At 62.1% G+C, this 21,859-nt stretch carries 26 protein-coding genes and 2 pseudogenes; 21 read left to right on the plus strand and 7 right to left on the minus strand.

The window, feature by feature from the left end; genetic code table 11:
- The first annotated feature begins 5 nt into the window (after positions 1–5).
- Both ACK59X_RS08170 and ACK59X_RS08175 read left to right on the plus strand, forming a co-directional pair.
- Entirely contained in the window at positions 6–1,061 is a 1,056-nt protein-coding gene (locus ACK59X_RS08170) for an EamA family transporter (protein WP_409956384.1), read from the plus strand.
- Positions 1,062–1,067: 6 nt separating this feature from the next.
- On the plus strand, positions 1,068–1,550 hold the full coding sequence (locus ACK59X_RS08175; RefSeq protein ID WP_409956385.1) for a hypothetical protein: 483 nt from the start codon (positions 1,068–1,070) through the stop codon (positions 1,548–1,550).
- An 8-nt stretch (positions 1,551–1,558) separates the two neighbouring features.
- On the opposite strand, the gene ACK59X_RS08180 is transcribed toward ACK59X_RS08175, so the two are convergent.
- Genes ACK59X_RS08180 through ACK59X_RS08200 form a run of 5 tightly spaced genes read right to left on the minus strand, consistent with a single transcriptional unit; the run spans position 1,559 to position 4,918 of the window.
- Entirely contained in the window at positions 1,559–1,873 is a 315-nt protein-coding gene (locus ACK59X_RS08180; RefSeq protein ID WP_409956386.1) for a hypothetical protein, read from the minus strand.
- 53 nt (positions 1,874–1,926) lie between these two features.
- Positions 1,927–2,376, minus strand: coding sequence for a hypothetical protein (locus ACK59X_RS08185; protein ID WP_409956387.1), 450 nt, complete (start codon positions 2,374–2,376; stop codon positions 1,927–1,929).
- Complete coding sequence (locus tag ACK59X_RS08190; protein WP_409956388.1) at positions 2,373–2,843, minus strand: chromate resistance protein ChrB domain-containing protein; 471 nt, start codon at positions 2,841–2,843, stop codon at positions 2,373–2,375. Before ACK59X_RS08190 ends, ACK59X_RS08185 begins: the two co-directional genes overlap by 4 nt.
- Positions 2,840–3,760, minus strand: coding sequence for a Fe-Mn family superoxide dismutase (locus tag ACK59X_RS08195; RefSeq protein WP_409956389.1), 921 nt, complete (start codon positions 3,758–3,760; stop codon positions 2,840–2,842). The genes ACK59X_RS08190 and ACK59X_RS08195 overlap by 4 nt, the downstream gene beginning before the upstream one ends.
- Positions 3,761–3,787: 27 nt before the next feature.
- Positions 3,788–4,918, minus strand: coding sequence for a chromate transporter (locus tag ACK59X_RS08200; RefSeq protein WP_409956410.1), 1,131 nt, complete (start codon positions 4,916–4,918; stop codon positions 3,788–3,790).
- Positions 4,919–5,285: 367 nt separating this feature from the next.
- On the opposite strand from ACK59X_RS08200, the pseudogene ACK59X_RS08205 reads away from it, so the two are divergent.
- Together ACK59X_RS08205 and ACK59X_RS08210 are read left to right on the plus strand one after the other, a co-directional pair.
- Positions 5,286–5,411: pseudogene (locus ACK59X_RS08205) on the plus strand (YHYH domain-containing protein); the annotation flags it as partial.
- 192 nt (positions 5,412–5,603) lie between these two features.
- Positions 5,604–6,290: a thermonuclease family protein gene (locus ACK59X_RS08210; protein WP_409956411.1), complete on the plus strand. Its 687-nt coding sequence runs from the start codon at positions 5,604–5,606 to the stop codon at positions 6,288–6,290.
- Between the two features lie 109 nt (positions 6,291–6,399).
- On the opposite strand, the gene ACK59X_RS08215 is transcribed toward ACK59X_RS08210, so the two are convergent.
- Positions 6,400–7,143 (minus strand): DNA/RNA non-specific endonuclease, encoded by a 744-nt coding sequence (locus tag ACK59X_RS08215; RefSeq protein ID WP_409956412.1) that lies wholly within the window; start codon positions 7,141–7,143, stop codon positions 6,400–6,402.
- Positions 7,144–7,526: 383 nt separating this feature from the next.
- On the opposite strand from ACK59X_RS08215, the gene ACK59X_RS08220 reads away from it, so the two are divergent.
- The 6 genes from ACK59X_RS08220 (at position 7,527) to ACK59X_RS08245 (ending at position 11,599) form a co-directional block, all read left to right on the plus strand.
- Complete coding sequence (locus tag ACK59X_RS08220) at positions 7,527–9,698, plus strand: S8 family peptidase (protein WP_409956390.1); 2,172 nt, start codon at positions 7,527–7,529, stop codon at positions 9,696–9,698.
- A gap of 59 nt (positions 9,699–9,757) precedes the next feature.
- A complete protein-coding gene (locus ACK59X_RS08225; protein WP_409956391.1) occupies positions 9,758–9,880 on the plus strand; it encodes a YHYH domain-containing protein in 123 nt (40 codons plus the stop codon).
- Positions 9,881–10,006: 126 nt separating this feature from the next.
- Positions 10,007–10,246 carry a hypothetical protein gene (locus tag ACK59X_RS08230; protein ID WP_409956392.1) on the plus strand — a complete coding sequence of 80 codons (240 nt, stop codon included), beginning with the start codon at positions 10,007–10,009 and terminating at the stop codon, positions 10,244–10,246.
- A 122-nt stretch (positions 10,247–10,368) separates the two neighbouring features.
- The gene (locus ACK59X_RS08235) at positions 10,369–10,713 is read left to right on the plus strand and encodes a hypothetical protein (RefSeq protein WP_409956393.1); all 345 of its coding nucleotides are present in this window, start codon (positions 10,369–10,371) and stop codon (positions 10,711–10,713) included.
- A 156-nt stretch (positions 10,714–10,869) separates the two neighbouring features.
- A complete protein-coding gene (locus ACK59X_RS08240) occupies positions 10,870–11,226 on the plus strand; it encodes an H-NS family nucleoid-associated regulatory protein (protein WP_409956394.1) in 357 nt (118 codons plus the stop codon).
- Positions 11,227–11,365: 139 nt separating this feature from the next.
- Entirely contained in the window at positions 11,366–11,599 is a 234-nt protein-coding gene (locus tag ACK59X_RS08245; RefSeq protein WP_409956395.1) for a hypothetical protein, read from the plus strand.
- A 1,538-nt stretch (positions 11,600–13,137) separates the two neighbouring features.
- On the opposite strand, the gene ACK59X_RS08250 is transcribed toward ACK59X_RS08245, so the two are convergent.
- Positions 13,138–13,668, minus strand: a complete 531-nt coding sequence (locus tag ACK59X_RS08250; protein WP_409956396.1) for a hypothetical protein — start codon at positions 13,666–13,668, stop codon at positions 13,138–13,140.
- On the opposite strand from ACK59X_RS08250, the gene ACK59X_RS08255 reads away from it, so the two are divergent.
- The 11 genes and pseudogenes from ACK59X_RS08255 to ACK59X_RS08305 form a co-directional block, all read left to right on the plus strand.
- Positions 13,667–13,921 carry a hypothetical protein gene (locus ACK59X_RS08255; protein ID WP_409956397.1) on the plus strand — a complete coding sequence of 85 codons (255 nt, stop codon included), beginning with the start codon at positions 13,667–13,669 and terminating at the stop codon, positions 13,919–13,921. The genes ACK59X_RS08250 and ACK59X_RS08255 overlap by 2 nt on opposite strands.
- Before the next feature lie 466 nt (positions 13,922–14,387).
- Positions 14,388–15,215: a hypothetical protein gene (locus tag ACK59X_RS08260; RefSeq protein ID WP_409956398.1), complete on the plus strand. Its 828-nt coding sequence runs from the start codon at positions 14,388–14,390 to the stop codon at positions 15,213–15,215.
- 229 nt (positions 15,216–15,444) lie between these two features.
- Positions 15,445–16,314, plus strand: a complete 870-nt coding sequence (locus tag ACK59X_RS08265; protein WP_409956399.1) for a hypothetical protein — start codon at positions 15,445–15,447, stop codon at positions 16,312–16,314.
- 255 nt (positions 16,315–16,569) lie between these two features.
- Positions 16,570–16,806, plus strand: a complete 237-nt coding sequence (locus tag ACK59X_RS08270; RefSeq protein WP_409956400.1) for a hypothetical protein — start codon at positions 16,570–16,572, stop codon at positions 16,804–16,806.
- Positions 16,807–16,884: 78 nt separating this feature from the next.
- Complete coding sequence (locus ACK59X_RS08275) at positions 16,885–17,391, plus strand: hypothetical protein (RefSeq protein ID WP_409956401.1); 507 nt, start codon at positions 16,885–16,887, stop codon at positions 17,389–17,391.
- A 74-nt stretch (positions 17,392–17,465) separates the two neighbouring features.
- Positions 17,466–17,864, plus strand: a complete 399-nt coding sequence (locus ACK59X_RS08280; RefSeq protein WP_409956402.1) for a hypothetical protein — start codon at positions 17,466–17,468, stop codon at positions 17,862–17,864.
- 152 nt (positions 17,865–18,016) lie between these two features.
- Positions 18,017–18,688 carry a hypothetical protein gene (locus ACK59X_RS08285; RefSeq protein ID WP_409956403.1) on the plus strand — a complete coding sequence of 224 codons (672 nt, stop codon included), beginning with the start codon at positions 18,017–18,019 and terminating at the stop codon, positions 18,686–18,688.
- 112 nt (positions 18,689–18,800) lie between these two features.
- Entirely contained in the window at positions 18,801–19,514 is a 714-nt protein-coding gene (locus ACK59X_RS08290; protein WP_409956404.1) for a hypothetical protein, read from the plus strand.
- A 69-nt stretch (positions 19,515–19,583) separates the two neighbouring features.
- On the plus strand, positions 19,584–20,288 hold the full coding sequence (locus ACK59X_RS08295; RefSeq protein ID WP_409956405.1) for a hypothetical protein: 705 nt from the start codon (positions 19,584–19,586) through the stop codon (positions 20,286–20,288).
- 278 nt (positions 20,289–20,566) lie between these two features.
- Positions 20,567–21,595: a hypothetical protein gene (locus tag ACK59X_RS08300; protein WP_409956406.1), complete on the plus strand. Its 1,029-nt coding sequence runs from the start codon at positions 20,567–20,569 to the stop codon at positions 21,593–21,595.
- 9 nt (positions 21,596–21,604) lie between these two features.
- A pseudogene (locus ACK59X_RS08305) lies at positions 21,605–21,859 on the plus strand (hypothetical protein); the annotation flags it as partial.

A 21,859-nucleotide genomic window follows, 5' to 3' on the forward strand; every position in this document is an offset into this window, starting at 1 on the left:
TGCCGATGACCCGCGCCTCTACGCATTGGCCGTCTTTGCGCGGTGGCCTGCTCGCCCTGCTGGCGGCTGCGCTGTTCGGCGTGAGCATGCCCCTGGTCCAGCACTTTGGTGCTGGGCTGGGCGCGTTCACCACCGCGGCCCTGCTGTATGCGGGCGCGGCGGGGGTGGGAGCGCTGTCGCGCCAGCGGGTCGAGCGGGAGGCGCGGCTCACGCGCAGCGACATGCCCCGGCTGCTGTCCATGGCCGCGTTCGGCGCGGTGCTGGGCCCCGTGGCCATGGCCTGGGGACTGCAGCACACCAGCGGCACCGGCGCCTCGCTGATGCTGACACTGGAGGCGCTGTTCACGGCCGTGCTGGCGCGCCTGTTGTACGGGGAGACGATGGACCGCCGCGTGTGGGCGGCGATGCTTTTGCTGCTGGCCGGGGGCATTGCGCTGGTGATGGACCAGGGGCAGGCCGGCGGCAGCCAGCTGCTGGGCTTGCTGGCCGTGCTGCTGGCCACGGCCGCCTGGGGTGCGGACAACACGCTTTCTCGGGCGCTGGCCGAGCGTGATCCAGGACAGGTGGTGCTGGGCAAAGCCTTGCTGGGGGCGAGTGCAACCGCCGTCCTCGCGCTGGTCTTTGGCGATCCGCTGCCAAGCATCGGCGCTGTGCTGGCCTTGCTGGCAGTGGGCGCCACCGGCTACGGGCTGAGCCTGCGCTTTTACCTGCTCGCGCAGAGGGCCTTCGGCGCTGCGCGCACGGGCTCGGTGTTCGCGTTTGCGCCCTTCATCGGCGCGGCCCTGGCCATCGCGCTGGGCGACCGCAGCGGCAGCTGGATCATGGCAGCGGGTGGCGTGTTGATGGTGCTGGGCGTGCTGCTGCACTTGGCGGAATCGCATGGCCATGGGCACCAGCACGAGGCCATGGAGCACGAACACGCGCACAGCCACGATGACGGGCACCACAACCATACCCATGCGGTGATGCCGCAGGGGCCGCACAGCCACCTGCATGCGCATGAGCCGCTGAGCCATGTGCACGCCCATGTGCCTGATGCGCACCACAGCCATGAGCATTGAACCGCAGTGGCTCTGTCCGCGCCGGTGCAGCTGCAGCGCAGGCGTGCCGGTCTCGCAGGGCTGGCGACGACGGCCGGAACACTCCTGCAAGCCTGGTTCGAGGCAGCCTTCGGGCTTGAAGACATGAAGAAAGCGTTTGTCTTCGTCGTACTTCTTGCCTTGGGAGCTTCGTCCGTGGCGCTGTACCGGACATTGCTGGTGCGCGAGTTGCGCGCACAGGTCCTGGCCCAGCTGAACAATCCGCCATCGGTCGAGTTCAGAAACGAGGTCTACCTGGGCAACTGGACAGTCTCGGGCGGAACTCTGTGTGGCCAAGTCGATGTGCCAGGGCACGAGGGAGGCACCGAGGGGTTTCAGTGGTTTTCCGTCGCCAAGGGAGTGTTCATCGAGAACGAGAATCTGCGCCGGCAGTTCGACGCGGCAGGCATCAAGCGCTGTAGCCGAGATGGAAAACCACCAGGCACGCCCTGGTGGTGGATGTACTGGTAGCGAACCGTTCAGGTGGTCGCCAGCATCTCGCGCACGATCCCGTGGTCTTTGCAAAGGTCATTGAGGTCGCGTATAGCCGCATCCATTTCGCCTGGCCGAAAGGTGAGTTCGGCCACCAGATAGTCGGGACTGCTGTCTATCAGCACCCTCAAACTGCGGTCACCATCAAGTGCCCGCCACACGGAAATTGCACTGAGCGCATCGGTGGCCGCGCTCGACAATGGCAAGGATGACGTGCGCTCGTCGCGGGTGAATCTGTACGACTGGGAAATATTGGGCATCAGTGCCTCAAAGACACAAGGGCGATAGGTGTTGGCGGCCATGGTATCAGCGCATGCGCAGGTGAAAGTGAAAACCTGATGCGGGAATGTGGCCGTCAGTTTCGCAGGGCTGGCGCGCGCTCGGAAGCGCTCAGATGCGGCCGGGCCACGCCTTGATAGACCACTGCTCGCTCATCCCGGTACTGGAGCTCTCCGCCGGTCAGCACCACATCAAAGCAGATGGGATCTTTCATGCTGACCTCGGGCAACAGCAGGCACAGCTGATCACTCCGCACATCCCAGCGTCCAGCACGGTTTCGGCCGTTTTCTGAACGCTCCAGTCGACCGTCCGCAAGGTAATGATGGCTCCAATGGCGCCCGTCGCTCACGGATTTTCCCGTGATCGCAGAGCGGATCTGGGGGCCGGAGAGCTTGCGCTCCCCGGCCAGAGCCGCTGAAACCCCGACCAGGGCGATGGCGCACATCAGGCAATTCCACAGGGTCTTGCAGGTGATGCGGCGATTGCGAGCCGGACGCGCGTTCTTCCCATTCAACGAAGCGCTCATGCGGGACCCACAGCACCCATCTGAGGCGGCCAGTTGTGGGTTTCCTGCTGGCAGGACTTGCACCAGGCGTACAAGGCGTCGTACATCACCAGGCCATGGGCCAGCATCACGTGGTCATCGCAGTAGAGCTTCGACAGCCCCAGCGACAGGGCATACAGCCCCGCCGATTGCGGTGCCAGACCGAGCCGGGAGGTGTCGGCACCCCTGACGATGATCGCCAACTGCTGCAGGGCCGGGTCGGACAGATCGTATTTCTTCAGAAAGGCATCGAAGCTGCACAGGTCGCCGACGTGGGTCATCTCGACCCCGGGCATGTCGTAGGGGGTGGCGCCCGTATCCTGCGCCACCTTGTGCACCGAGGCCGCAGGCACGTAGAGGAATTCGGGCTCCTTGTCGATGAAGCGCGCGATCAGCCAGGGGCAGGCAATGCGGTCGATCTTTGGGCGCTCGCGGGTGACCCATTTCATACCGAACCTCCCCGCGCTTGCAATGGCAGGCCGGCCGCTTCCCACGCCTCGATGCCGCCGTTCAAGTACCGGGCATCAAAGCCACGCGCACGCAGTGACAGGACGGTGGACCGGCCGATGTCCTTGCCTCGCAGGCAGTACAGCAGCACGGGCTTGGAGGGGTCGAGTTCCTGGCTCCAGTCCTTTACCCGCGACGGATCCCGCCACGAGGCCCCGGCTACCATCTGCGCGCTCTGCAGGTAGTCTTCCTGGCGGCGCACGTCGATGGCTCCCTGTCCAAGGGCCAGGACAGCGGCGGTATCAACCCCCAGTGCCAGAGCATCCGCCTCGACGGCGGCACCATAGCGCCGGTACACCTTGTCCCATTGGATGTTGGCCATGAACGCATCCACATAGGCGCCTGCCTTGGCGCCGAAGTCCATGTGGTAGGCGTGCTCGTACATGTCGAGCGCCAGCACTGGGGTCGCACCCGCCATCAGGTGCGTGTGGTCTGCCGCCCAGTGGATGACCAGCCGGCTTTCGCGCGAGGACCAGGACAGTAATGCCCATCCCGACCCCCCGCCCATGGCCTTGGCCAGCCCGGTGAACTCCTGCCGCCAGCGCTCCACCGAGCCGAAATCCCGCTCCAGCGCCACCGAAAGCCCACATGAAGGCAGGACACCGTCTCCACCCAGGTTGTCGAAGTACAGCTCGTGCAGGAACGCGGAGTTGGCCGCGATCAACTCCTCCCGCTTGAGGCCGTTGATGGTGAACGTGGCTGCTTGGCCCCAGTCCAGTGCAGCAAGCTCGCCGCGTATGGCGTTGAGCCGTTTGATTGCTCCTGTGTAGTTGTTCTCGTGGTGGCTGGTGATCAGGCGGCTGGACAGGCCGTTCAACTGGTCGGGATTCAAAGCCAGGGGGCGGATGTTGTAGTTCATGGGGATTTCCTCGTAGGGACGGGTACGTCAAAACTGCACGGTGAGGGGAAAGACAACCAGGCCGATCAATGCCGCTGCGAGCACGACCACGGGCTCTGGCAGCTTCTTGAAGCGCCACAGCACGGCGACCGTGGCGAGCGCCAGGGCCGCAGTCGGCAGATCAACGATGGAGCGCTGTCCCAGCACCACCACGGCGCCGGCGATGGCGCCCACCGCCGCAGCGGTGACGCCATCCACGAAGGCAACGACTGCGGGCTGCTTGCCATGTTTCTTGAAGTACGGAGCCGGGATCACGGTGAGCAGGTAGCAAGGCAGAAAGGTGGCAGCGGCCGCGACGACGGCGCCCCAGAATCCGGCCGTCAGGAAGCCGGTGAACCCGGTGGTGATGACCACCGGCCCGGGCGTGATCATGGCCACGGCCACTGCGTCAACGAACTGGCGGTCCGTAAGCCAGGCGTATTCCTTGACCACGCCGCCGTAGAGGAAGGGCACGATGGCCAACCCGCTGCCGAACACGAAGGTGCCGGCATAGGCAAAGTAGGTCCCGATCTGCCCGAGCTTTTGCCAGTCGACGTTGTCAAGGCCGAGCGAACCCGCAAGCGGCGCCGCCCATGCCAGGCCATGGAGCCGGCTGCCCGTGCGCTTGAGAGGACCACGGACGGCCCACACCAGCAGGCCAGCGCCCAGGAACACCCAGATGACTTCCGACTGGGTGGCGATGGTCACGCCCGCGCTGACCAGGTAGATGGCCCACAGGAGCCGGTCTTTGCCAATGCTCTTGGTCGTGAGTTTGTAGGCGCTCAGGGCGATGATGCCGATCACCGAGGCGCCGACGCCGTAGAACACGGCCTGCATCCACGAGATGCCGCCATAGGCCTTGTAGGCAACGCCCAGGGCGACCACCATCACGAACGACGGCAGCACGAAAGCCAGGCCCACCAGCGTGGCGCCCCAGAGCCTGAAATGCACATATCCCAGATAGATGGCCAACTGCGCCGCAAGAGGGCCAGGCATGAGCTGGGCCAGCGCCATGCCCTCCTTGTAGTCCGCGTCAGAGATCCAGTGGCGCTCCTCCACCAGATCGCGGTACATGTAGCCCACCAGCGCCACCGGCCCGCCGAAGCCGAGCGTACCGAGACGCAGCATGTAGCGCACCATCTGCCACAGCGTGTAGCCGGGCAAGGTCGCTTGCTGCTCAGTGGAAGAAAGAGAGGGGGACGAATTCAAGTCGAGCTCCTAACTGGGTTCAGTGACCCATGATCAGGAGCAGTACTTGGGACCGCGAGTGTCCTAGTGTCCGGGGAGACCGCTCAAGTCCCCGGTGTGGAGATTCTAACCACCGATTTGCCCACGCGAGCGAACTGCCCTGGCGATGGGGCAAGCTGGGTTCCACCCATCACCCCACCAAAACTCCGTAATCCGCAATGGGTAATTGCGTCGTTTGTGATTTGTATCCTGAAGGTTACATTTCGCCACTCAAGGCCAGCGCTCGCATGGTCTCCAACCCTCAGCGATACGCTTGCCCATGACCTCTAGACTCCGACTGCAATTGCTTTTCACGGCCGTCAGCCTCGCACCCGCATTGGCCCTGGCCCATTCAGGAGGCACCGACGCAAATGGCTGCCATGTGGAGAGCAGGACCGGGCTGCGCCACTGCCACGTCCCGCCGCCACCTCCGCCACCACCACCCCCTCCAGCGCCCAAGCCGCCACCAGCGCCCGCACCTGTCCCCGTCCCAGCTCCGGTACCAGTGCCAGCCCCTGTGCCGGCTCCTGCCCCGGTGCCGCAGCCAGGTGGCTCGCCCGAGTCTGCGATCAAGCCCGCGCCCTCACCACTGTCTTGCGTGACCGCCACGGTGACGAGGGTGATCGATGGCGACACGCTGCAGGTGAACACACCCACCGGTCCGGAACGCGTGCGGATCAACCAGATCGACGCCCCCGAGCGCAGCCAGGCCTATGGCCTGCAGGCCACGCAGTGCCTGGCGAACCTGGTGCAGAACCAGTCGGTGTCCATGTGCAGGGACGGCGCCGACCGCTACGGACGAACGGTCGCGTCCATCACTACGCCAGCCGGAAACGTCGGGGCCACCATGGTGTCGCAAGGGTGTGCACTGGCCTACACGAAGTACCTCGAAGCGGGGAGCTCTCTGCCGGCGCTGCAGGCCAATGCACAAGCTGCCGGGCTCGGTCTGTGGGCGATTGCCGGCGTGGTGCCAGCATGGCAGTACCGTGCCGCCGTGGGACCTGTGACCGCGACGAACGGAGTGCCTGCCGTCAATGTGAGTGCTCCGACCACGGCAGCAGTGCACGACCGGATCTTTGACTGGGTGGAGCACAAATTCCCCGACCACGCAGTGGGCGGCACTGGCACCACGTTCGACGGATCTGCTTTCGCCAGGTGCTATGCGGGCAACCTGTGTGTCCGGATACTGGCCGGGCGACTGGCGCTGGTCAATCCCGATGGCAGCGTCGTGGATGTCGGCTTCCACGGGGACTTCATTCCGGTGATCGAGGCAGAGGGCTTCTAAGGCCTTGGGCCCGTGCCACTGAGCGAGCACTTGCGCAGCGGTGCCGTTGGATTGCGCTTTCGCCGCAACCACCAGATGACCCTGGGACCATGGTCCCAGGGGCGCGCGCTCAGTGCTGGGGCACCACCTTGGGCAGGAACTCAATGCCGGTTCGCTTGACCAGTTCCTGGTAGCTGATCGGTGGGCTGACACGTTCTCCCTCACGATTGGCTTGCCAGTGCACCCAGGCGCGCTGCGTGGTGGCGTCGTACACCAGCTTGTAGAGGTAGGTGGGCACCTTCACTGCGTTGCGTCCGATGGTCGGACTGGATTCGGTGAAGACCGGCCCGGTGATCACATAAACGTCGCCCTTTGCGCGCAGCACGTACTGCCGTGTGTCCTGCTCGATCTTGGACCAAGGTCCACCGTTGTGCTGAATGTTCTGCGGGACCATGTTGGCCAGCGAAAAACTCTGGGCCATGGCCGTGGGAGTGGGCATGTCGCCAGCGGGCGCCATGTGGCCGCGTGAGTAGCCTGATCGCTTGTAGTCATCCAGCTCCGCTCGTTCACCTGAGGGAAGCCGAGCGTCAGCAAAAAACCTGTCGGCCCGGCGCTCGTCTGCATCCTCGATGCTCCTGCGGGTCAGCCGCTGGGCGACATAGAGCGGCGTGCGGGACACCCCGTCATGCAACACGGCAAATGCCTCGTAGCAGAGCTCCCGGCGGCGCGGCGCAGGTGGCGCTGCAGGTGGAGATCCACGCGCGAAGAACTGCGGACACTGGGAGAAGCTGGTGGGCTGGGGCGTGAGCAGCGCCGAACTGTCGTAGATCGGCGTGGGTGTTCGGGCTGAGGCGGGGCCGGAAAGCGCCAGCACCAAGGCGGTGGCCAGGCGCAGACTGCGTGGCCAGGAGAGAGGAAGAGTCACGGACAACGTCGGAGAAAGAAACGACGCCGATTGGACCACCCTTCAGCCCAGGGAAAAGGCTGAAGGGCAGCGGGCCGCAAGGTTTTGCGGCGCCATTGCAGGGAGGACCACCTGCGCGCACTAGAGGCAGTCTTTGGGGCGCCGTACTTCGAGGGCTCGCTGTCCATGGGCCCGTGCCGCCGCTGCCTCGGTCCTCAGCGCCGAAGCATGCGCCTGGACAGCGGCGTGGTCCGTCCTGAGTGCCAAATTTAAGTTGCTGCGGAGTAGCCCGCATGGTGTAGTGCGAATCGCTCTTGGCTCAAGCGAACTCTGGCATTTCACAAGGGACGATCATGGTCAATCGGCACATTCATCGCGGCGCACTCGAGGTACTAGGGCACGCGTGCAAAGCAAGTTCCGTGGTGCTCTTGGCAACCATTGCATTGGCTGCGAACGCAGCGGACATCACTGCTCCCGAAATGGAGAAGTTGCAATCGCTTGTGAAGCAAACAGGCCTGGTCCGCGTGATGGTGACTTTGGACCGGGTCCCCATGAGCCGCATTGCCCAGGACAAGGAAGCCCTTAGCCGGGAACTGAATGCCAAGGCGGAGAGCCTCTACGCCGAACTGGGAAAGTCGGCCTTTCCCGCAGGTCGATGGACCAACAACATGGGCCAGATCGGTTTCTACACCGATGCCGCGGGTCTCAAAATGCTGTCCACGTCATCGAGCGTGGTCGCATTTGCGCCCGATCCGACGGATCGGGGCCGGGCCCATGCCTACAGTCTGGACGGAAGCTTGGACAGCATCGAACAAGCGCTGAACTCTTCCCCCACTGTGTCCGTAGACCTGGTTCTCAACACCGCCGAGCCCGCCTACTCGATACAGAGAAATGGAAGCACCAAGTACCTGGGCCCCTCGGAGGTCAACAATCTGCTGGATCGCGTGCTGGCGGAGTCCTATGCAAAGGGGATTCAGGGTATCGATCGCCGGTTGAACTCCAGCCTCAGTCCCATCGTGACCGCGACAATTGACCGTGAGGCCTTTTATGGGCTGCGCGACAACACGAATGTGCGTGCTATTCGCATCCAGGGTTCCAAGGACAAGCGGCAGGCGATCTGGCCAGAAGAGGCGTTGGTGATGGCCAGGAAAGTAGGCAAAGTGGAGGTTGCCATCACGCTGCGTGGCGGCACGTCCTACTCTCTGCCAGGGCACATGCCGGCCAAGGCCTACCAACACCAAGTCAACGCCAATTCGGAAGCGCTGAATGACATTCTGAAATCTGCCGGGATTGAGGCACTGCCGCCGTTGACCGAAGCGCAGGCCGGGCTGGGAATGGCGCCTGTCGTATTGACCTTGGAGCAGGTCACACGCCTTTACGCAAATCGGGATGTCCGGATCCTGAGCGTCAACGTCAACAAGGGCGATGCGAGAACGACTTTGCTCAACAGCACCGGCCTCCTGAACATGCCGCAGGCATGGACGGCTGGATACCGCGGTGCTCGTCAAACCATTGTGGTGCTGGACTCGGGCGTCAGAAAAACCCACCGATTTCTTCAAGCCGGCGGCTCGACCAGAGTCGTGAACGAAGGCTGCTTTGGGACCTCGGGATACAACGTCTCCGACGACTATACGTACACCTCGATATGTCCATCTCCCGATCTTTTCGACGATAGTCCCGTCGGCCTTTCGGGATCAGGTTTGCCCTATTCAAACGCAGCGTTTTGCACTGCAAAGCCGGAGGTCTGCACCCATGGCACGCAGGTGGCTGGCGTCTCAGCAGGCAAAGCTAATCCAAGCTTGGTTCCGGCCACGCTGCAAGGAGTGGCGAATGATGCCAGCCTGGTCGCAGTTCAAGTTTTTTCCTATCGCTCGACAGTAGGTGGCTCGCCGGTCTTCGAGGCGCTGGCTTTCAGAGCAGACACCATGAAAGCTCTCACATCATCCATCTTTGGATCGTTGTCAGGGCCCGCGAACCCCTATGTCGTGAACATAAGCATTGCCTCGATCACCACCTATGGGTCCAACTGCAATACCGAGCATGTCCCATTGATGAACCGAATCGCTGCGCTCAAGAGTATGGGCGTGCCCGTCGTCATTGCCACGGGGAACAAAGGCATCCGCAATGGAATCGGGTATCCCGCGTGTCTGCCTGGGGCCATCAAAGTGGCCTCGGTCGGCAACGACTCCACCGGATCCATGATCAGCGATCACTCGAATCTGGGACCGCAGGCGTCATTCACCGGTGCAATATTCTTGGCGCCAGGCGGCAACGAAAATCTCTCCAGCCCCAACACCGTCAAGTCCTCGAACTCCACCTCGGATACAGCCGTCAGCGGTGCGCTGGGGACATCGATAGCGGCACCCCATGTTACTGGAGCCTATGCGGCGCTGAAATCCGTCAACACCAGCGTGAGTGTGGACGATGCTACTGCATGGATCAGCTCAAATGGCGTGTCGGTGAACTACACGTTTCCAGGCGGTTCAGCGGAAACCTTCAAGCGCGTAAAAATGCCGAATTTATGAACGAGCCACATAGCACTGGTAGACCGGCCCAGTCACATGCCGGCCAATTTGGAGACAACATGAAAACAGCCTTCCTCATTGCCGCACTGCTGTGCGCAGGTTTCGCGCATGCCCATTCGGGCGGAACTGACAAACAGGGATGCCATACCGACCACAAGACCGGGACCAGGCACTGCCATTGACCTGGCTCGGGATTGCTGGTTGACCTGGCTCCATCAAGCTGTGTTGCCGGCAATTGAACCTTGATTAGCAGCCGGTGCTTACGCACCATGTCAGCGCGCCGACCCTGGCGCAAGAGGAATACCAACATGAAGAAAACTCTGATCGTGATTGCGGCCCTGGCCATCTGCACCGTTGCTGCGGCAAAGGGGGGAAGCGGCTCAGGCAAGAGCTCCAGCAGCGGCCACAGCGTGGCTGACCACACCACCAAAAATGGAACCTACGTGGCTCCGCACAAAGCGACCAATCCGAACGGCACCAAGTCCGACAACTGGAGCCAAAAGGGCAACGTGAACCCGCATACCGGAAAGGCCGGCACGAAGGATTGAGGACGGGCTGGCTGCCTGTAGACAGCCTGCTCAAGGTGGTAGCCCAGTCGCTCGGCACTCCAAAAATACCTTGTGCCCCGCACACAGTTCGTTACCGCTGCGTCTCTACCCGAGGAGATTGAATGAACAACACAAGAATCGCAATCGCTCTGGCAACCATGGTGTTGACAGCCAGTGCGCAAGCCCAGACCAGCTACCGCCAGTCCGGGAATACCGTCTATGGGTCTGACGGCACAAGCTATCGCCAAAGTGGCAACACTACCTACGGATCGGACGGCAGTTCCTACCGCCAGAGCGGCAATACCGTCTACAGCAACAGTGGCGAGTCGTACCGTCAGAGCGGCAACACCACCTATGGCAGCGACGGATCCAGCGCCCGCTCCATCGGCAATTCCACCTACATCACCAGCCCACGCGGCAACAGTTCCACTTGCAGGCGCGTCGGCAGCACGACGTACTGCGACTGATCAGCCAGCGCGATCGCGCGAAGCAAAGGCCTCTGGCGTTCAATGCGTCAGGGGCCTTTTGATTTTTGTCGGAGCCCGAACTGAGGACTGCTCAAGGTGGTCGATCTCTTCGGCGTTCCCCATCACAATGGATAAAGTTGCGTCCAAGCTTCCGATATGGAGATCGCATTGCCCAAGACACTCACTCAAATGAAGAAACGCCTGGAAGAGGCGATGAGCGAAGCCCGTGAAGCCGAAGAAATCATTCCATTGTTGAAAGAGGTGATCGCTAGGTTCGAGTTGGTGCCAGCCGATCTGTTCGAAGCAGCCACCTCCAAGACAAGAAAGACTGAATCTTTGACCTCACAGACCGCGGGAATCCTAGCCGGCAGACAGGTCATGTACCAAGATGCAGTTGGGAATACTTGGGCAGGAAAGGGGCGGCGACCCGCTTGGTTGAACGAAGCCATCGCGCGTGGGAAAACGCTAGAAGAATTTCGAACTCGCGCAACACCTTTGCGCAACGCTAAGTAGTTGTTCTAAAAAGAGATTTTCCCATCACTTTCCGATCCGGCACAAAAACCGAGATCACCCCCATTGGCACTCGTCACCGAGCGACGAACAGATCAGGCCCCATCCTCGTGACAGCCTACTTGGCCTTGACGAAGTTGTCATGGCCTTTGCGGGCACTACGCAAATAGCATTCGATGATGATCTGATGCAGCCCGGAGCGCACTTTATCGTCCTGCGCTACAGCAAAGAATTTGAGGGCTCTATCTTCCGCTCAATGATTGTCCCGTCCTACCTGAACGATAGCGATGGCGTTCTGAGCTTGGCCCAGTTTCGTGAGATCGTGGCGATGATGGTCGATAGAGATCAGAAAGACCACCCCGAATGGTTCGAGTAGACCTGCAACTCGATCTTCTGGCATTCAGCGCCTTTTTTTACCAGGGACGCACCGTTTTTCAAAGGGTTGGCTGACTGCCGTCATCTGAATGCCCGTGGCTTCTTGGTGTGCGCGCCTGGCTAGCCTCTCCGATGCCTATTCGTGGAGCGCGGAATCCGCCTACCGACGCAAAGCTTTCAAATCGTAGGTAATCACAAAAACACGTCCCTATACCCCGTACCCGCCGGTATTCGGCTGAATTTCCCACCCTGCCCTACGTCAGGCCACCGCTACGGGCACCCTTTTTGGGAAGTCAATCAGGCCTATGGGTCCAAAAAACCACGTCGCACGTCGAATCGAGACGGTGATCGACGTTTAACTCCTCCGCTTGAGATTCGCTCGCTCTCGCGCGCGACAATCGCCATTGCGCTGGAAGCAGGACCGGTTGACCCCGCAAACGCCAAACGGTCGTGTCTCCGTGTTTCCGCCCTCCCCTGATGGGCCCACGAAATGAAGCCCGAGAACCTCCGTACGCCTCTAAAACAGCCAATGCGAGTTCCTTTGGTGCGTGCTAAGGCATTTATGATGCTCCGCCAGGCTACTTGCTTCCTGTTGATGAAACGGCAACGGCGCATGCTGAGAACCACCTCTGGCCTTGCGAACGCTTCAGGCATATCTCTGGAGTTACTGACATAGGGACGGTGCTTAACTACAGTGGCAGATGAAACCCGCAGGCTTCAAACTGCATTTTTTCAACTTGACATTCCACGCCGCCCGCCATGGCGAGAGAAGCTACATCGCATCCGTGGGCCGCTTACTGCACTACAAGCCGCGGTTGGAGTTGTACTCTGGCGCGGGGCTCTCAGGAGTCGGTCAAGGGCGCTCGCCTGCGACTATCCCTTGAAATGGCTCGTGAGATTTCCCCGACTGGCCGAAATCCGAACTAGGAAACGACTGGAAAGGCCCATTGCTGGCCAACCTCCCAGCATCAACGCGATCTTGACACTTGCCTCACAATAGCAAGGGCAATTTGCTCATCGATAACGGTTGAAGGCATTACTTGCCACCAGCGAGCCGACGCGCGATGGAGAAAAGCACCGCTCGCTCTTTCACATGGCAGGCCGGGTGCTGGAAAGCTTCCCAATCCCCGTGAGCCCTCCCCGCTGGTGGCCACGTATTCCCTGTGGGCCTCTTGATCTCCACGACGCCTCTCCCCCGCGCGTAAAGCAACCCCCACCCAGCCGGCATATCTTCTGCCCGCAGCAAGCCTTCCGGGCAGAGGTAGAAGCGATAGAGCCCCAATCCCATTCCCCCGGGTGCCCGTTCCGGCTTACGGGCATCTGCAAGAAAGTCCGCTCGGGACACCTTCACCTCGACAACCACTGATGCGGTCGACCGAAAACCGATGATGTCCGGTTGCTCCCTGCTCCCCACGGCCGAAATCTCTGTCGCGATCACCGGAAATCCCTGGCGCTTTACCCAGCGACTGCCCAGGCGCACCAGTTCATCGTGTCGCCCCATCGCAGGCGCAGGTACCTTGCCGTTCGCCCCGGCCTGGTTCATTCGAAGTCCTTCTGCAGCCAGGTGTTCAGCTGCGGAAAAGCCGGAAGTCCAAGGTGAGTAGCAAGGGCGCCAGGCTTTGTCGCGCAAAACCCTCCGTGAGCCAGACCGTGAATTCCTGCATAGCGCCCACTCGCCAGCATTACCCGAATCCCAGCGCCGGCGCCGTCGTACTCGTCATCCTGAATGATCAGTTCGTGCGCCAAGCCGAGATGCACCCCGGCGGCCCAGGCCCAGGCGGTCGCCTCCGTATCTCCACTCGCCATCGCGGCACGCATGACAGGACTATCCGGCTCCAAATCGCCGAGTGAGGCGAACATCGAGTCGAACACCTCGCTCACATCGCCGCTCGCCTTCATTCGGAATTTGGGAAGCAAAAGCGCCAGGTGACCCGCTTCATGGAGGGCATTGGATGCAGGAGCGGAAGGGTCAACGAAAAGCACCCCGTTGCGGATGGCGATTCCTGGCAAGAAGCCGGATGCGCCGACCTCGAAGTGGCATTCGAGCCCGATTTCGTCAAAAAACCGCATGCAACGCCCCAGCGCCTCCCCTGGATCGGTGCACTCCCCTGTGGCGCGAACTGATGCCGGTTTAGTCATCTGGATCGCACAAAGTGGCGTGGTCCATCAGACCGACCCATTTCGAGCCGTCAATCTCATCGATAACGGTGATTTCCTCTTTTTCGTCGTCAACCTCGACGATAACCCCAATGCCACTCTCTCCATGGCCGACAAGATATTCCACCCGTTGTTTCACGCGCATTTCTCGCATTCCCTCGATTAACTTCACATTATGAAACCGGCGGCAGATTCTGCTATCCCGCCACTTTCAGCGGTATGCATTTTAATCGCGATGCGCGACACATGGTTATCTTTCACAGAAAAATGCATGAACCACGCCCCTTCTCCGAATAGGCACAGCGTCTCACTTGCGAAATGCGCGTCCTTTTTGAAGTGCGAAGCACTCTAGAATGAAAAACGGCCTTGAAAAGCGGCGAACTCGCCAGTCGGAGAGGTCATGTAATCCGAATCTTGCGTATTGCACTATCGCTGGACTACTAGCTTCTGCCCGCTAGCAGTCGATCGCGCGCCCTTCCGAGCGCCTCCACAGCCGTTTCGCGGTCCACTACAGATAATCATTGGCATCGCGCTGGGCACCTCCTGGCCATCAAGCCCGGTGCCACCGATTTCGTGAGCCCCGGGCCCGCGCCCTCCTCTCATCGCTATCATTGCCTCTGGGGGACCGTCCAATGAAAATCGAACTTCCAGGCGACGCAATACAGGCCGTCGCTCGCATGATTGCCAAGGCCTCTGCCCTGGCCAGCGAGCATCAAATGTCCGTGGGACTTGCCGAAATGGCCCTCGGGGCGGGAATTCTTTACGCAGGGGTTCAAGCCGGCAATGTGGCACTAGGGGCCCATGTGCTTGCAACCGCAATGCCTGCGGCCAGCGCAGCGGTGGTCGGGTCTGCCGGCACCGCTGCAGCCTCGATCGTCGGATCAATCGGTGTGGCAGCAATGGGCACAGCTTTCGGCGTGCCCGCGGTGATCCTCTTGTCAGGTGCAGCTGCGGTGTTCTCGCTTGCGGGCTTCGCCATTGGCAGCGGGCTGGAGGCGTTCCTGGCCCCTCCACGGCTTGACGTGGTAGAGGCACACGACATGACCCTCGTCGGCATCACCCTCCTCCTGGACGGCGCCAGGCGGATACTTGGGGATGCAAAGTTTGCTGAGCTGAAGGCGCGCGTGACCGGGGCGTTTATCGAACTCCGCAAGGTGAGCCAACCGGTGGTCGCCCGCACGCTCGCCCAGCTGCAAGCCCTGAAGCCAGAAGACATGGACGACGCGGTGGGCGGCGCGGCGGCGGGCGGCGTGGTCGCACTGCTTGGAGCTGCAGCCGGCAGTTCGATCGCGGCCGGGAGCGTTACCGTCCTTGGCTCCAGCACGCTCGGAAGCGCCGCGCTTGCACTGGGACTTGTGACCCCACCCCTTTGGCCTGTGGTCGTTTCCACCGTCGCCGGGGGTGCAATTGGATATGCGACATGGAAGGCAGCGATCCGCCTTGCTCGCAAACGGACCTGAGCCTGCAGCAGGTCCACCCGCCCGCGAACGCCACAGCGCTATAATTCGCGAAGCCGCCTCCGGGGCGCGCAGCTTGTTGCTGTACGGGGGGCCAACTAGGCATGGCGATTCACCTTTCACTTGTTCTCACGAACCCTTTTGGCGGGCTACGTGGAGCTAGCGCAGCGCCCCGCCCCCCGGCTAAACGCCGGGATGCTCTCTTGCCCGCACCTGATCCAGAAGGTGTTCCATGATTTTTTTCACCCTTGTGAAGGGCAAGCCGTTTGCCCATGGCGTCGATGTCAACCGCTTGGCGGGCAAAATACCGGCAGGGGGTCCGCCCCTGACCAAGGACCAGTCCCTGGACGAGGTTGCTCAGATGCTCGGCGAGCGCAATTACCACGCCCTCCTGCAGCGCGCCAATAGCGGCAACATGGCCGCTTGGTCCTTTGGCGAGATCACGTCCCTCGTGCACAGCAGCGCGATCACGCAAGGCGCCCAGTTCCCGCGTCGACTGAGCCGGCGCTTCGATGCCGCTTGGCAGGCCTCTGTGACCCAGATGCTGCAGGAGGCGGTCGCCGCGTTCAACCCCGAGGTCGCCGACTTCATCGCGCTCGTTGGCGGTCCCGGCAGCGGCAAGACCATTGCCGCCGAAAATTTCGTTGCGCGTAATGGTGGCCACGTGGTCGATGTGGGCCTGCGGCCGGACATGAGCGACCAGTTCGAGCTGGCGCCTGGTCAGGTGTTGTGCTTCGACCGTCCTGCGGTGAATCCCGAGCACGAGTCGAATGTGTTTCACCGGCTGCGTGCGCTGCAGGCCACGGGCAAGTGCACCCTTCCACAGGTGATGGCGGTGTTCCGCGAGCCCAGCGTGGGCATCCCGCGCGACAGTGTTGGGATGTGGGGTGACAGCCACGCCCGCACTCTCGCGCGCCAAGCGCCGCTCATCATCGCGTTCCCGAACGAGCAGGCGGTCAAGGATGCGATCCAGGGCGCGCACACCTTGCTCAACGGTGCGGGGGTGCCGCACGCTGGCCGCAATTGGAACATCGCGCGAGTGGTGAACCTGGACACCATGACCAGCACCGAGCTCTACGGCCCTTGCCATCGCGCAACCTGACCGAGGGCCGATTCTCGAAGCGCGCCGCTCTCAACGGTCACCTGCAGCCCCGTTCGCCCTCGGTCGGGGCTTTTTTGTTTCCATTTCAGGCTATACAATGCTTCGGCACTTGCCTCATTTTCGATTGGGGCCCGAGTCTCCTAGCTGAGGAGCCCAAACAACCAGCACCAACCGCTCTGGCCATGCCGGAGTCCTTCAACCCCTGCGGGATCGCCTCCCGCACGGGAAGTGGTCTCGAAACTCCCTCGGACCACCATGAAACTGAATCCTCGCGCGCGTCCGCGCCCGATTTCTTCCTTGCCGCTGGCCGCCCCTGGCTTGCTGAGCTTCCGTCTTGCCCTGCCCCACTCCTTCATCATGATCGGAGCCAAGGACGAAGCGGACGCCATGATCCAGGCGGCTCGAAGCACGCCCAAACCGCGTATGGAAGATCTGCAGCGCTGGGATGGCCAGGCCTACGTGCCCTGCCGCTCTAGCGCTGCAACTTGCTGACGCACACACCATCACCACAACCCTTGCGGGGCCGAGCCCCCGCCTGGGGTAGGTCTCGCGCATTTTCTGGAGACCACCATGACCGCAACCACCACCACAAGCATCCCCGGCGCCGTACGGCTGGACAAGCTCTTCTACATCCCGGCCACAGCCACGCTTCATGCGCGGTCGATCGACCAGGTTGTGCAGCTGCCTGACGGCCGCCAGGTCGGAAGCTTCTCCGGCGAGACCCAGGCGGAGATTGCCGCCCGCTACGGAGAGGAGGTCCTGATCTCGGACATCCAGGCCTTCCACGAAATGCAGGAGGCCTCGATGATCACCGCGCCCGAACCCAGCACAGAGCGCGATTTCACCGCCGCACTCGAATGCCTCCCGCCGATGCGCTGGGGCCACCATGGCGGCGTTGAGAGCTTTCGCTGTTCCGAGTTCTACTCGGGGCACGTGACGCGCATCTATGCGAACCTCAACGGGACGTACTGGACCTGGAAGGACAACGCGTTCATCTCGGCCGACGCGCTCAACGCAAAGGTGCGCGCAGCAGCTGCTGCAGCCTCTGCCGGGTCTGCACCGACTGCGGCGCACTGACGATTCTTCAACCCTTGCGGGGCTCCTTGCCCCCTGGGTGAGTGGCCTCGCGTTCTTCAACGGAGATACGCACCATGACACCCAACGCAACCACATCAGAGGCCTGGCGCCTCGGCCGCCGCGCAGCCATCGAGGGCTGGTCCATCCAGCCACCGAGCCACCTGCGCAAGCAGGTGGACAAGGATGACTACGAAAATGGCTGGCTCGCCGGCAAGAAGGAAGCCGAAGGGCTTCTTCAAGGGCATCGCCCCGTACTGGTAGGCAAACGCCGGGCAGCACCGCGCGTGCGGCTCACCGGCCCCGAAGCCAGCTGCAAGCTGGTCTGGGTCGACGAAGCCGCCGGCCAGGCCTACGACAGCGCTGAGTTGGCGCTGCAGGGTCTCAAGGCCCGCGTCGCGCGGGATGTAGAGCTTGCCGCACAACTGGCAAGCCAGCCTCCCCTGAAGCGCCGCACGGAAATGTCGGCCGCCTGACCTCTTCGGTCGATGGCATGCGCCTCACCAATGGTAGAGCCTGCCCTTCCCGCCGGCGCCGCAAGCGCTGGCAGCAACCTTTTCTCAACTCCGCGGAGCCCGCTCTCCGTTCGGAGGCGCTCCGCGACTTTTCGCTCGAAAGGAGCAAGAATATGTCCCATAACTCGTACCAAGCCACTGGCGTCCTGGTTCTCGGCAAAGTCACTCCGGTGATCGAAGCGCTGTTCAGTGACTTCGCACTGGATGCCAATGACCCAGGTGGTGACATGGCCTACATCCACCAGTGCAGCGACAGCCACGAGTGCCAGTGGGACGATCTGGCAGAACGCCTGAAGCCTTTGATCGTCGCGCGCGGAATCACCCCTGAGGGTGAGTCCGCAAAGGACCTTCTCTGCACGCTCGCCGGCGCCTTTGACAAGGCGGCGGACGCGTCCTTCACCAAGATCGTCGATGGCATCGACTTCGACAACGTCGCCGCCCTGGAAGATCTCTTCGACCTGGCGATGCTGTTGGACGATGGCCATGGCTTGAAGGCTCTGAACATCGAAGGCTGCTGGTCCAGCAGCAAGCCCCGCCTCTTTGAGTTCGGGGGTTCGGGCCGGTACCGCAGCCGGCGTCTCCAGCTGCACAGCATCTCTTCCAACGTGGCGCAACTCGGCGCGCAGCTGGACAAGGCCCTCGACTCACAGGACCTGGGCCAAGCTGCTCAAGTCGTGGCCACGCGCTTCAGCGAGATGCTGCAGGGCGTGACCGACGAGACGTTGCGCATTGAGCTGCAGCGCCGCATCGGCGAGACGCTTTCGGCAGATGCCCAGCCGGCGTAGCGCTTCCATCAGACGTGCGGCGTGAGCCGCAGCAGTCCCGACCCATTGTTCAACCCACCGGGGCTCTTTCCGCCCCGCTGGGGTGGGGGCGCCTCTTTCCTTTGGAGATCCCATGACAACCATCTGCGAAACCGTGTACCACAGCGTCCTGTCAATTCCGGTACGAACCCTCAAATGCACCCGCTGCGCCGAGCGGTTCCAAGGTCGCCAGTTCTACAACCAGGACACTGGCTGGGGCCTGGGCGACTGCTGCGCCGGATGGATGAAGAGCAGCACGTTGGAGGATGTTGAAGCCACCTACGGTGTCGACGGCGTCCACTACAACCTCGATCCCCTCGCCCGGGTCTACGACCTGGACACACCGGGCGCATTCAGCACCTGGCGCATCACTCAGAACGTGACGGACCGCTGGGGCGAAATCAATGAGAACCCCGACGCCCAGCACCTGAAGGGCCAGCTCAGGAGCGATCCAGAGCTGCTCGAACGCCTGCAGTGCCAGATGTTCGAAGAGGACACCTTCATTGTTCGCAAGGACGGTGTCTGGGGCGTCTTGTTCGAGCTGGAGTTTTGCTCGCGCGAGAGCGAGGTCAATCTCGACTCGCCCGAAGAGAACGCCAAGCGCCCTCCCCGGGACCTGGTCATCGCCAACTTGATCGCCGATCTGCTGGAGATGCAAGGCCAGTTCCCTGGTGTGCATTTCACAGTTCCGGACCCGGCGAACATCTACGAAGAGCGGCCGGCCGTCTGGGCTTTCGTGCCCGATGGCCTGCTTGAGGATCCGCAGCGTGAGGCCCTGGCCCGCATGCTGCAGTCCATGAGCGGCTGATCGAAGTCTCATCAACCCCCTGGGGCCCGCGCCCCGGTGGGGGCGGGGCTCCGTTTTTCTGGAGTTTCCATGACAACTGAGAATTCGCGGTTTCATCCCGACGTTCAACAGCGGGTTCGCTCGCTGTTCTGCAGCCACTGCGGCGGCAGCTTCGAGGGTCGCCAGTACCACAAGCAGCCCAACGGCTATGGCATGGAGGGCTGCTGCGCCGACATCGTTCAGCCATCCACCGATGACATGGACGCCTACGGAATCGAGGGCGTGCACTACAACCTGGATCCGCTCGCGCGGGTACACAGCCTGCAGATGCCTGGCGCGATGGAAACCTGGCGGATCTCGCCGTACGTGACTGACCGCCGGGGCGTGATTACGCGCTGGCCTGCAGAGGAGCATGTTCCGCTGCACCTGCTCAACATCCATGACCTGCACGATCGCCTGAAGGCGCAAATGGTCGGGGACATCACACGCATCGCTCGCAAGGACGGTGTCTGGGGAGTTCTCTTCGAGATCGAGTTCCATTCTCGCGAGAGCGAGCAATTCACCGAGCCCCAGGACGTCCTGCAGGGGCTCGACACCGATGACCAGGTGATCCCCCGCTTGGTGGCCGCCGCCGGCGCGCTCGGTGTGCAGTTCCCTGGTGTGCACTTTGCGGTGCCCGAGGTGATCTATGTCGAAACGATGCGACCGGCAATCTGGGCCTTCGTGCCTGACGGTCTGCATTTTCCTGCGCAGCACGAAGCGCTCACGCTGGCGCTGCAGCAGCTGAAACCTTGATCAATGCCGCTTCTGCGGCACGTTTAGAGTGCCCGCCGAACCTGACAGGGGTTTGGCGGCGCTTTCCACAGCCCCTGCGCGCGCCGAGCGCCTGGCGGGGGCTCTGCAAAGCGAATTCATACCCTCCGCCTGGTGCGCGAGGTTCGAAGCGGCAGCTGGCCGTGCCTTTGGGCAAATCAGCGATCCCTGGGCCTTTCCGGCCTGAAATTTCAATCCCGCCGGGGAAGCCTTCCCCGAGCTGGAGAAGGTGCGCCCGGTTTTCCTATAGGAGGCCCAATATGGGTGCAACCGTCAGCACAGCAAAACTCGCCTCGGCCTTTCAAACCCCGGGCAATGAGACCATCTACGTGCTCTACGAAGAGACGTACGAAAAAAACTGCTATCCGCACACCCCGCATTGGGGATGCCGGACGGTGGGGCCCCTGGCCACCGTAATGAAGTGGATCTTCAGCAGCGGCGCCGCCTGCGAGGGAGGCATGCTGCAGGTCCGCGGGGGCCGCAACAAGCCCGAGCAGTACATCGCAGACTGGCTCACCCAACTGGCCACACCAAAAGAGCAGCACGACGTGCCGTTCACCCTGGTCGTTGGCGGCTGGGACTCCAGCATTCCGAAAGACAAGTCTGAGGAGGTGCTCTCGCGACTCACCGCAGCAGGGTTCGAAAGCATCGCGCTGGCGCTCGCGGCAGGTGAAAAGCACGCTGGAAGCCTCTGGGCTGACAGCAGGTTGGTCACATGCCTGTATGGCGAGGGAGACCTCGCACCCTGGCGGATCATGCGCCACTCGCATTTTCTGAACACCGACAGGCCTGACCTGGGCTACATGCCGATGCCAGTGAAAAAGCCCGCTCTCGCGCCAGCGCCTGAATTTCTGAAAGTCGATGGCGAGAACCGCCTGGTACGACAGAAGGATGGCAGCTGGCGCTGCGGGGGGTGGGAGTACAGCGTGATCGGCGACTTCGTTGGCACTCTGTGGCGCGACGAGCTTGCCCAGCCTGGCACCTTCCGAAAGCGCATTCGAGCGTTCAGGGAGGCGATCCAGGCGGCGCCGATGGTCCCTGCGGACATGAAGGTCCTCGTGGACCTGACGGTGCCCCACTACTCGACCTACGACGTCCAGGAGCGCGAGGAAATTGCCCGGCACTTTCCAGTCAAGCAAACGGACACCGGGTACGAGATCTCGCTCAAACGTGATCCCGGTGACCTCATCGATCTCGCTAGCGAGAACCGCGAGATCTACCGTATCACCCGTCTGGCCAGCCAGTGTGTCACCTGGGTTGGTGAAGCCCCCCAAGCTCAACCGGCCTGAAGGAACACCATGAAGGACCAGCAAACGACACCTCCGGGTTCTGACAGCCGCCTGTTCGTGAGAGCCGATGGCTTTCTGATCGAAATGGTGCCCAGTCTGAGAACTGACATCGTGACGTTCACCGCGCAAGGCGGCGGCTTCCACCAGTACCTGCCGCGCGCGGCCTTCGAGGAAACATTCAATCATGCGCCTTCACCGAGCTTTGCTCGTCGGAACGTCACAGGAGAGTGGCTTCCAAAGTATCTGCGCCTGCCAGCCTACACG

Source organism: Acidovorax sp. (assembly GCF_046339755.1).
GTDB lineage: Bacteria > Pseudomonadota > Gammaproteobacteria > Burkholderiales > Burkholderiaceae_C > Acidovorax.

What these genes read in the sequence shown, in the direction of transcription:
- ACK59X_RS08190 (WP_409956388.1), bottom strand. Translation starts at nt 2,843, where the DNA reads ATGAAATGGGTCACCCGCGAGCGCCCAAAGATCGACCGCATTGCCTGC.
- ACK59X_RS08290 (WP_409956404.1), top strand. Translation starts at nt 18,801, where the DNA reads ATGACAACCATCTGCGAAACCGTGTACCACAGCGTCCTGTCAATTCCG.
- ACK59X_RS08255 (WP_409956397.1), top strand. Translation starts at nt 13,667, where the DNA reads ATGCAACGCCCCAGCGCCTCCCCTGGATCGGTGCACTCCCCTGTGGCG.
- ACK59X_RS08245 (WP_409956395.1), top strand. Translation starts at nt 11,366, where the DNA reads ATGGCCTTTGCGGGCACTACGCAAATAGCATTCGATGATGATCTGATG.
- ACK59X_RS08185 (WP_409956387.1), bottom strand. Translation starts at nt 2,376, where the DNA reads ATGAGCGCTTCGTTGAATGGGAAGAACGCGCGTCCGGCTCGCAATCGC.
- ACK59X_RS08260 (WP_409956398.1), top strand. Translation starts at nt 14,388, where the DNA reads ATGAAAATCGAACTTCCAGGCGACGCAATACAGGCCGTCGCTCGCATG.
- ACK59X_RS08280 (WP_409956402.1), top strand. Translation starts at nt 17,466, where the DNA reads ATGACACCCAACGCAACCACATCAGAGGCCTGGCGCCTCGGCCGCCGC.
- ACK59X_RS08180 (WP_409956386.1), bottom strand. Translation starts at nt 1,873, where the DNA reads ATGGCCGCCAACACCTATCGCCCTTGTGTCTTTGAGGCACTGATGCCC.
- ACK59X_RS08225 (WP_409956391.1), top strand. Translation starts at nt 9,758, where the DNA reads ATGAAAACAGCCTTCCTCATTGCCGCACTGCTGTGCGCAGGTTTCGCG.
- ACK59X_RS08230 (WP_409956392.1), top strand. Translation starts at nt 10,007, where the DNA reads ATGAAGAAAACTCTGATCGTGATTGCGGCCCTGGCCATCTGCACCGTT.
- ACK59X_RS08270 (WP_409956400.1), top strand. Translation starts at nt 16,570, where the DNA reads ATGAAACTGAATCCTCGCGCGCGTCCGCGCCCGATTTCTTCCTTGCCG.
- ACK59X_RS08265 (WP_409956399.1), top strand. Translation starts at nt 15,445, where the DNA reads ATGATTTTTTTCACCCTTGTGAAGGGCAAGCCGTTTGCCCATGGCGTC.
- ACK59X_RS08250 (WP_409956396.1), bottom strand. Translation starts at nt 13,668, where the DNA reads ATGCGGTTTTTTGACGAAATCGGGCTCGAATGCCACTTCGAGGTCGGC.
- ACK59X_RS08295 (WP_409956405.1), top strand. Translation starts at nt 19,584, where the DNA reads ATGACAACTGAGAATTCGCGGTTTCATCCCGACGTTCAACAGCGGGTT.
- ACK59X_RS08235 (WP_409956393.1), top strand. Translation starts at nt 10,369, where the DNA reads ATGAACAACACAAGAATCGCAATCGCTCTGGCAACCATGGTGTTGACA.
- ACK59X_RS08285 (WP_409956403.1), top strand. Translation starts at nt 18,017, where the DNA reads ATGTCCCATAACTCGTACCAAGCCACTGGCGTCCTGGTTCTCGGCAAA.
- ACK59X_RS08300 (WP_409956406.1), top strand. Translation starts at nt 20,567, where the DNA reads ATGGGTGCAACCGTCAGCACAGCAAAACTCGCCTCGGCCTTTCAAACC.
- ACK59X_RS08195 (WP_409956389.1), bottom strand. Translation starts at nt 3,760, where the DNA reads ATGAACTACAACATCCGCCCCCTGGCTTTGAATCCCGACCAGTTGAAC.
- ACK59X_RS08220 (WP_409956390.1), top strand. Translation starts at nt 7,527, where the DNA reads ATGGTCAATCGGCACATTCATCGCGGCGCACTCGAGGTACTAGGGCAC.
- ACK59X_RS08200 (WP_409956410.1), bottom strand. Translation starts at nt 4,918, where the DNA reads ATGGTGCGCTACATGCTGCGTCTCGGTACGCTCGGCTTCGGCGGGCCG.
- ACK59X_RS08170 (WP_409956384.1), top strand. Translation starts at nt 6, where the DNA reads ATGACCCGCGCCTCTACGCATTGGCCGTCTTTGCGCGGTGGCCTGCTC.
- ACK59X_RS08275 (WP_409956401.1), top strand. Translation starts at nt 16,885, where the DNA reads ATGACCGCAACCACCACCACAAGCATCCCCGGCGCCGTACGGCTGGAC.
- ACK59X_RS08240 (WP_409956394.1), top strand. Translation starts at nt 10,870, where the DNA reads ATGGAGATCGCATTGCCCAAGACACTCACTCAAATGAAGAAACGCCTG.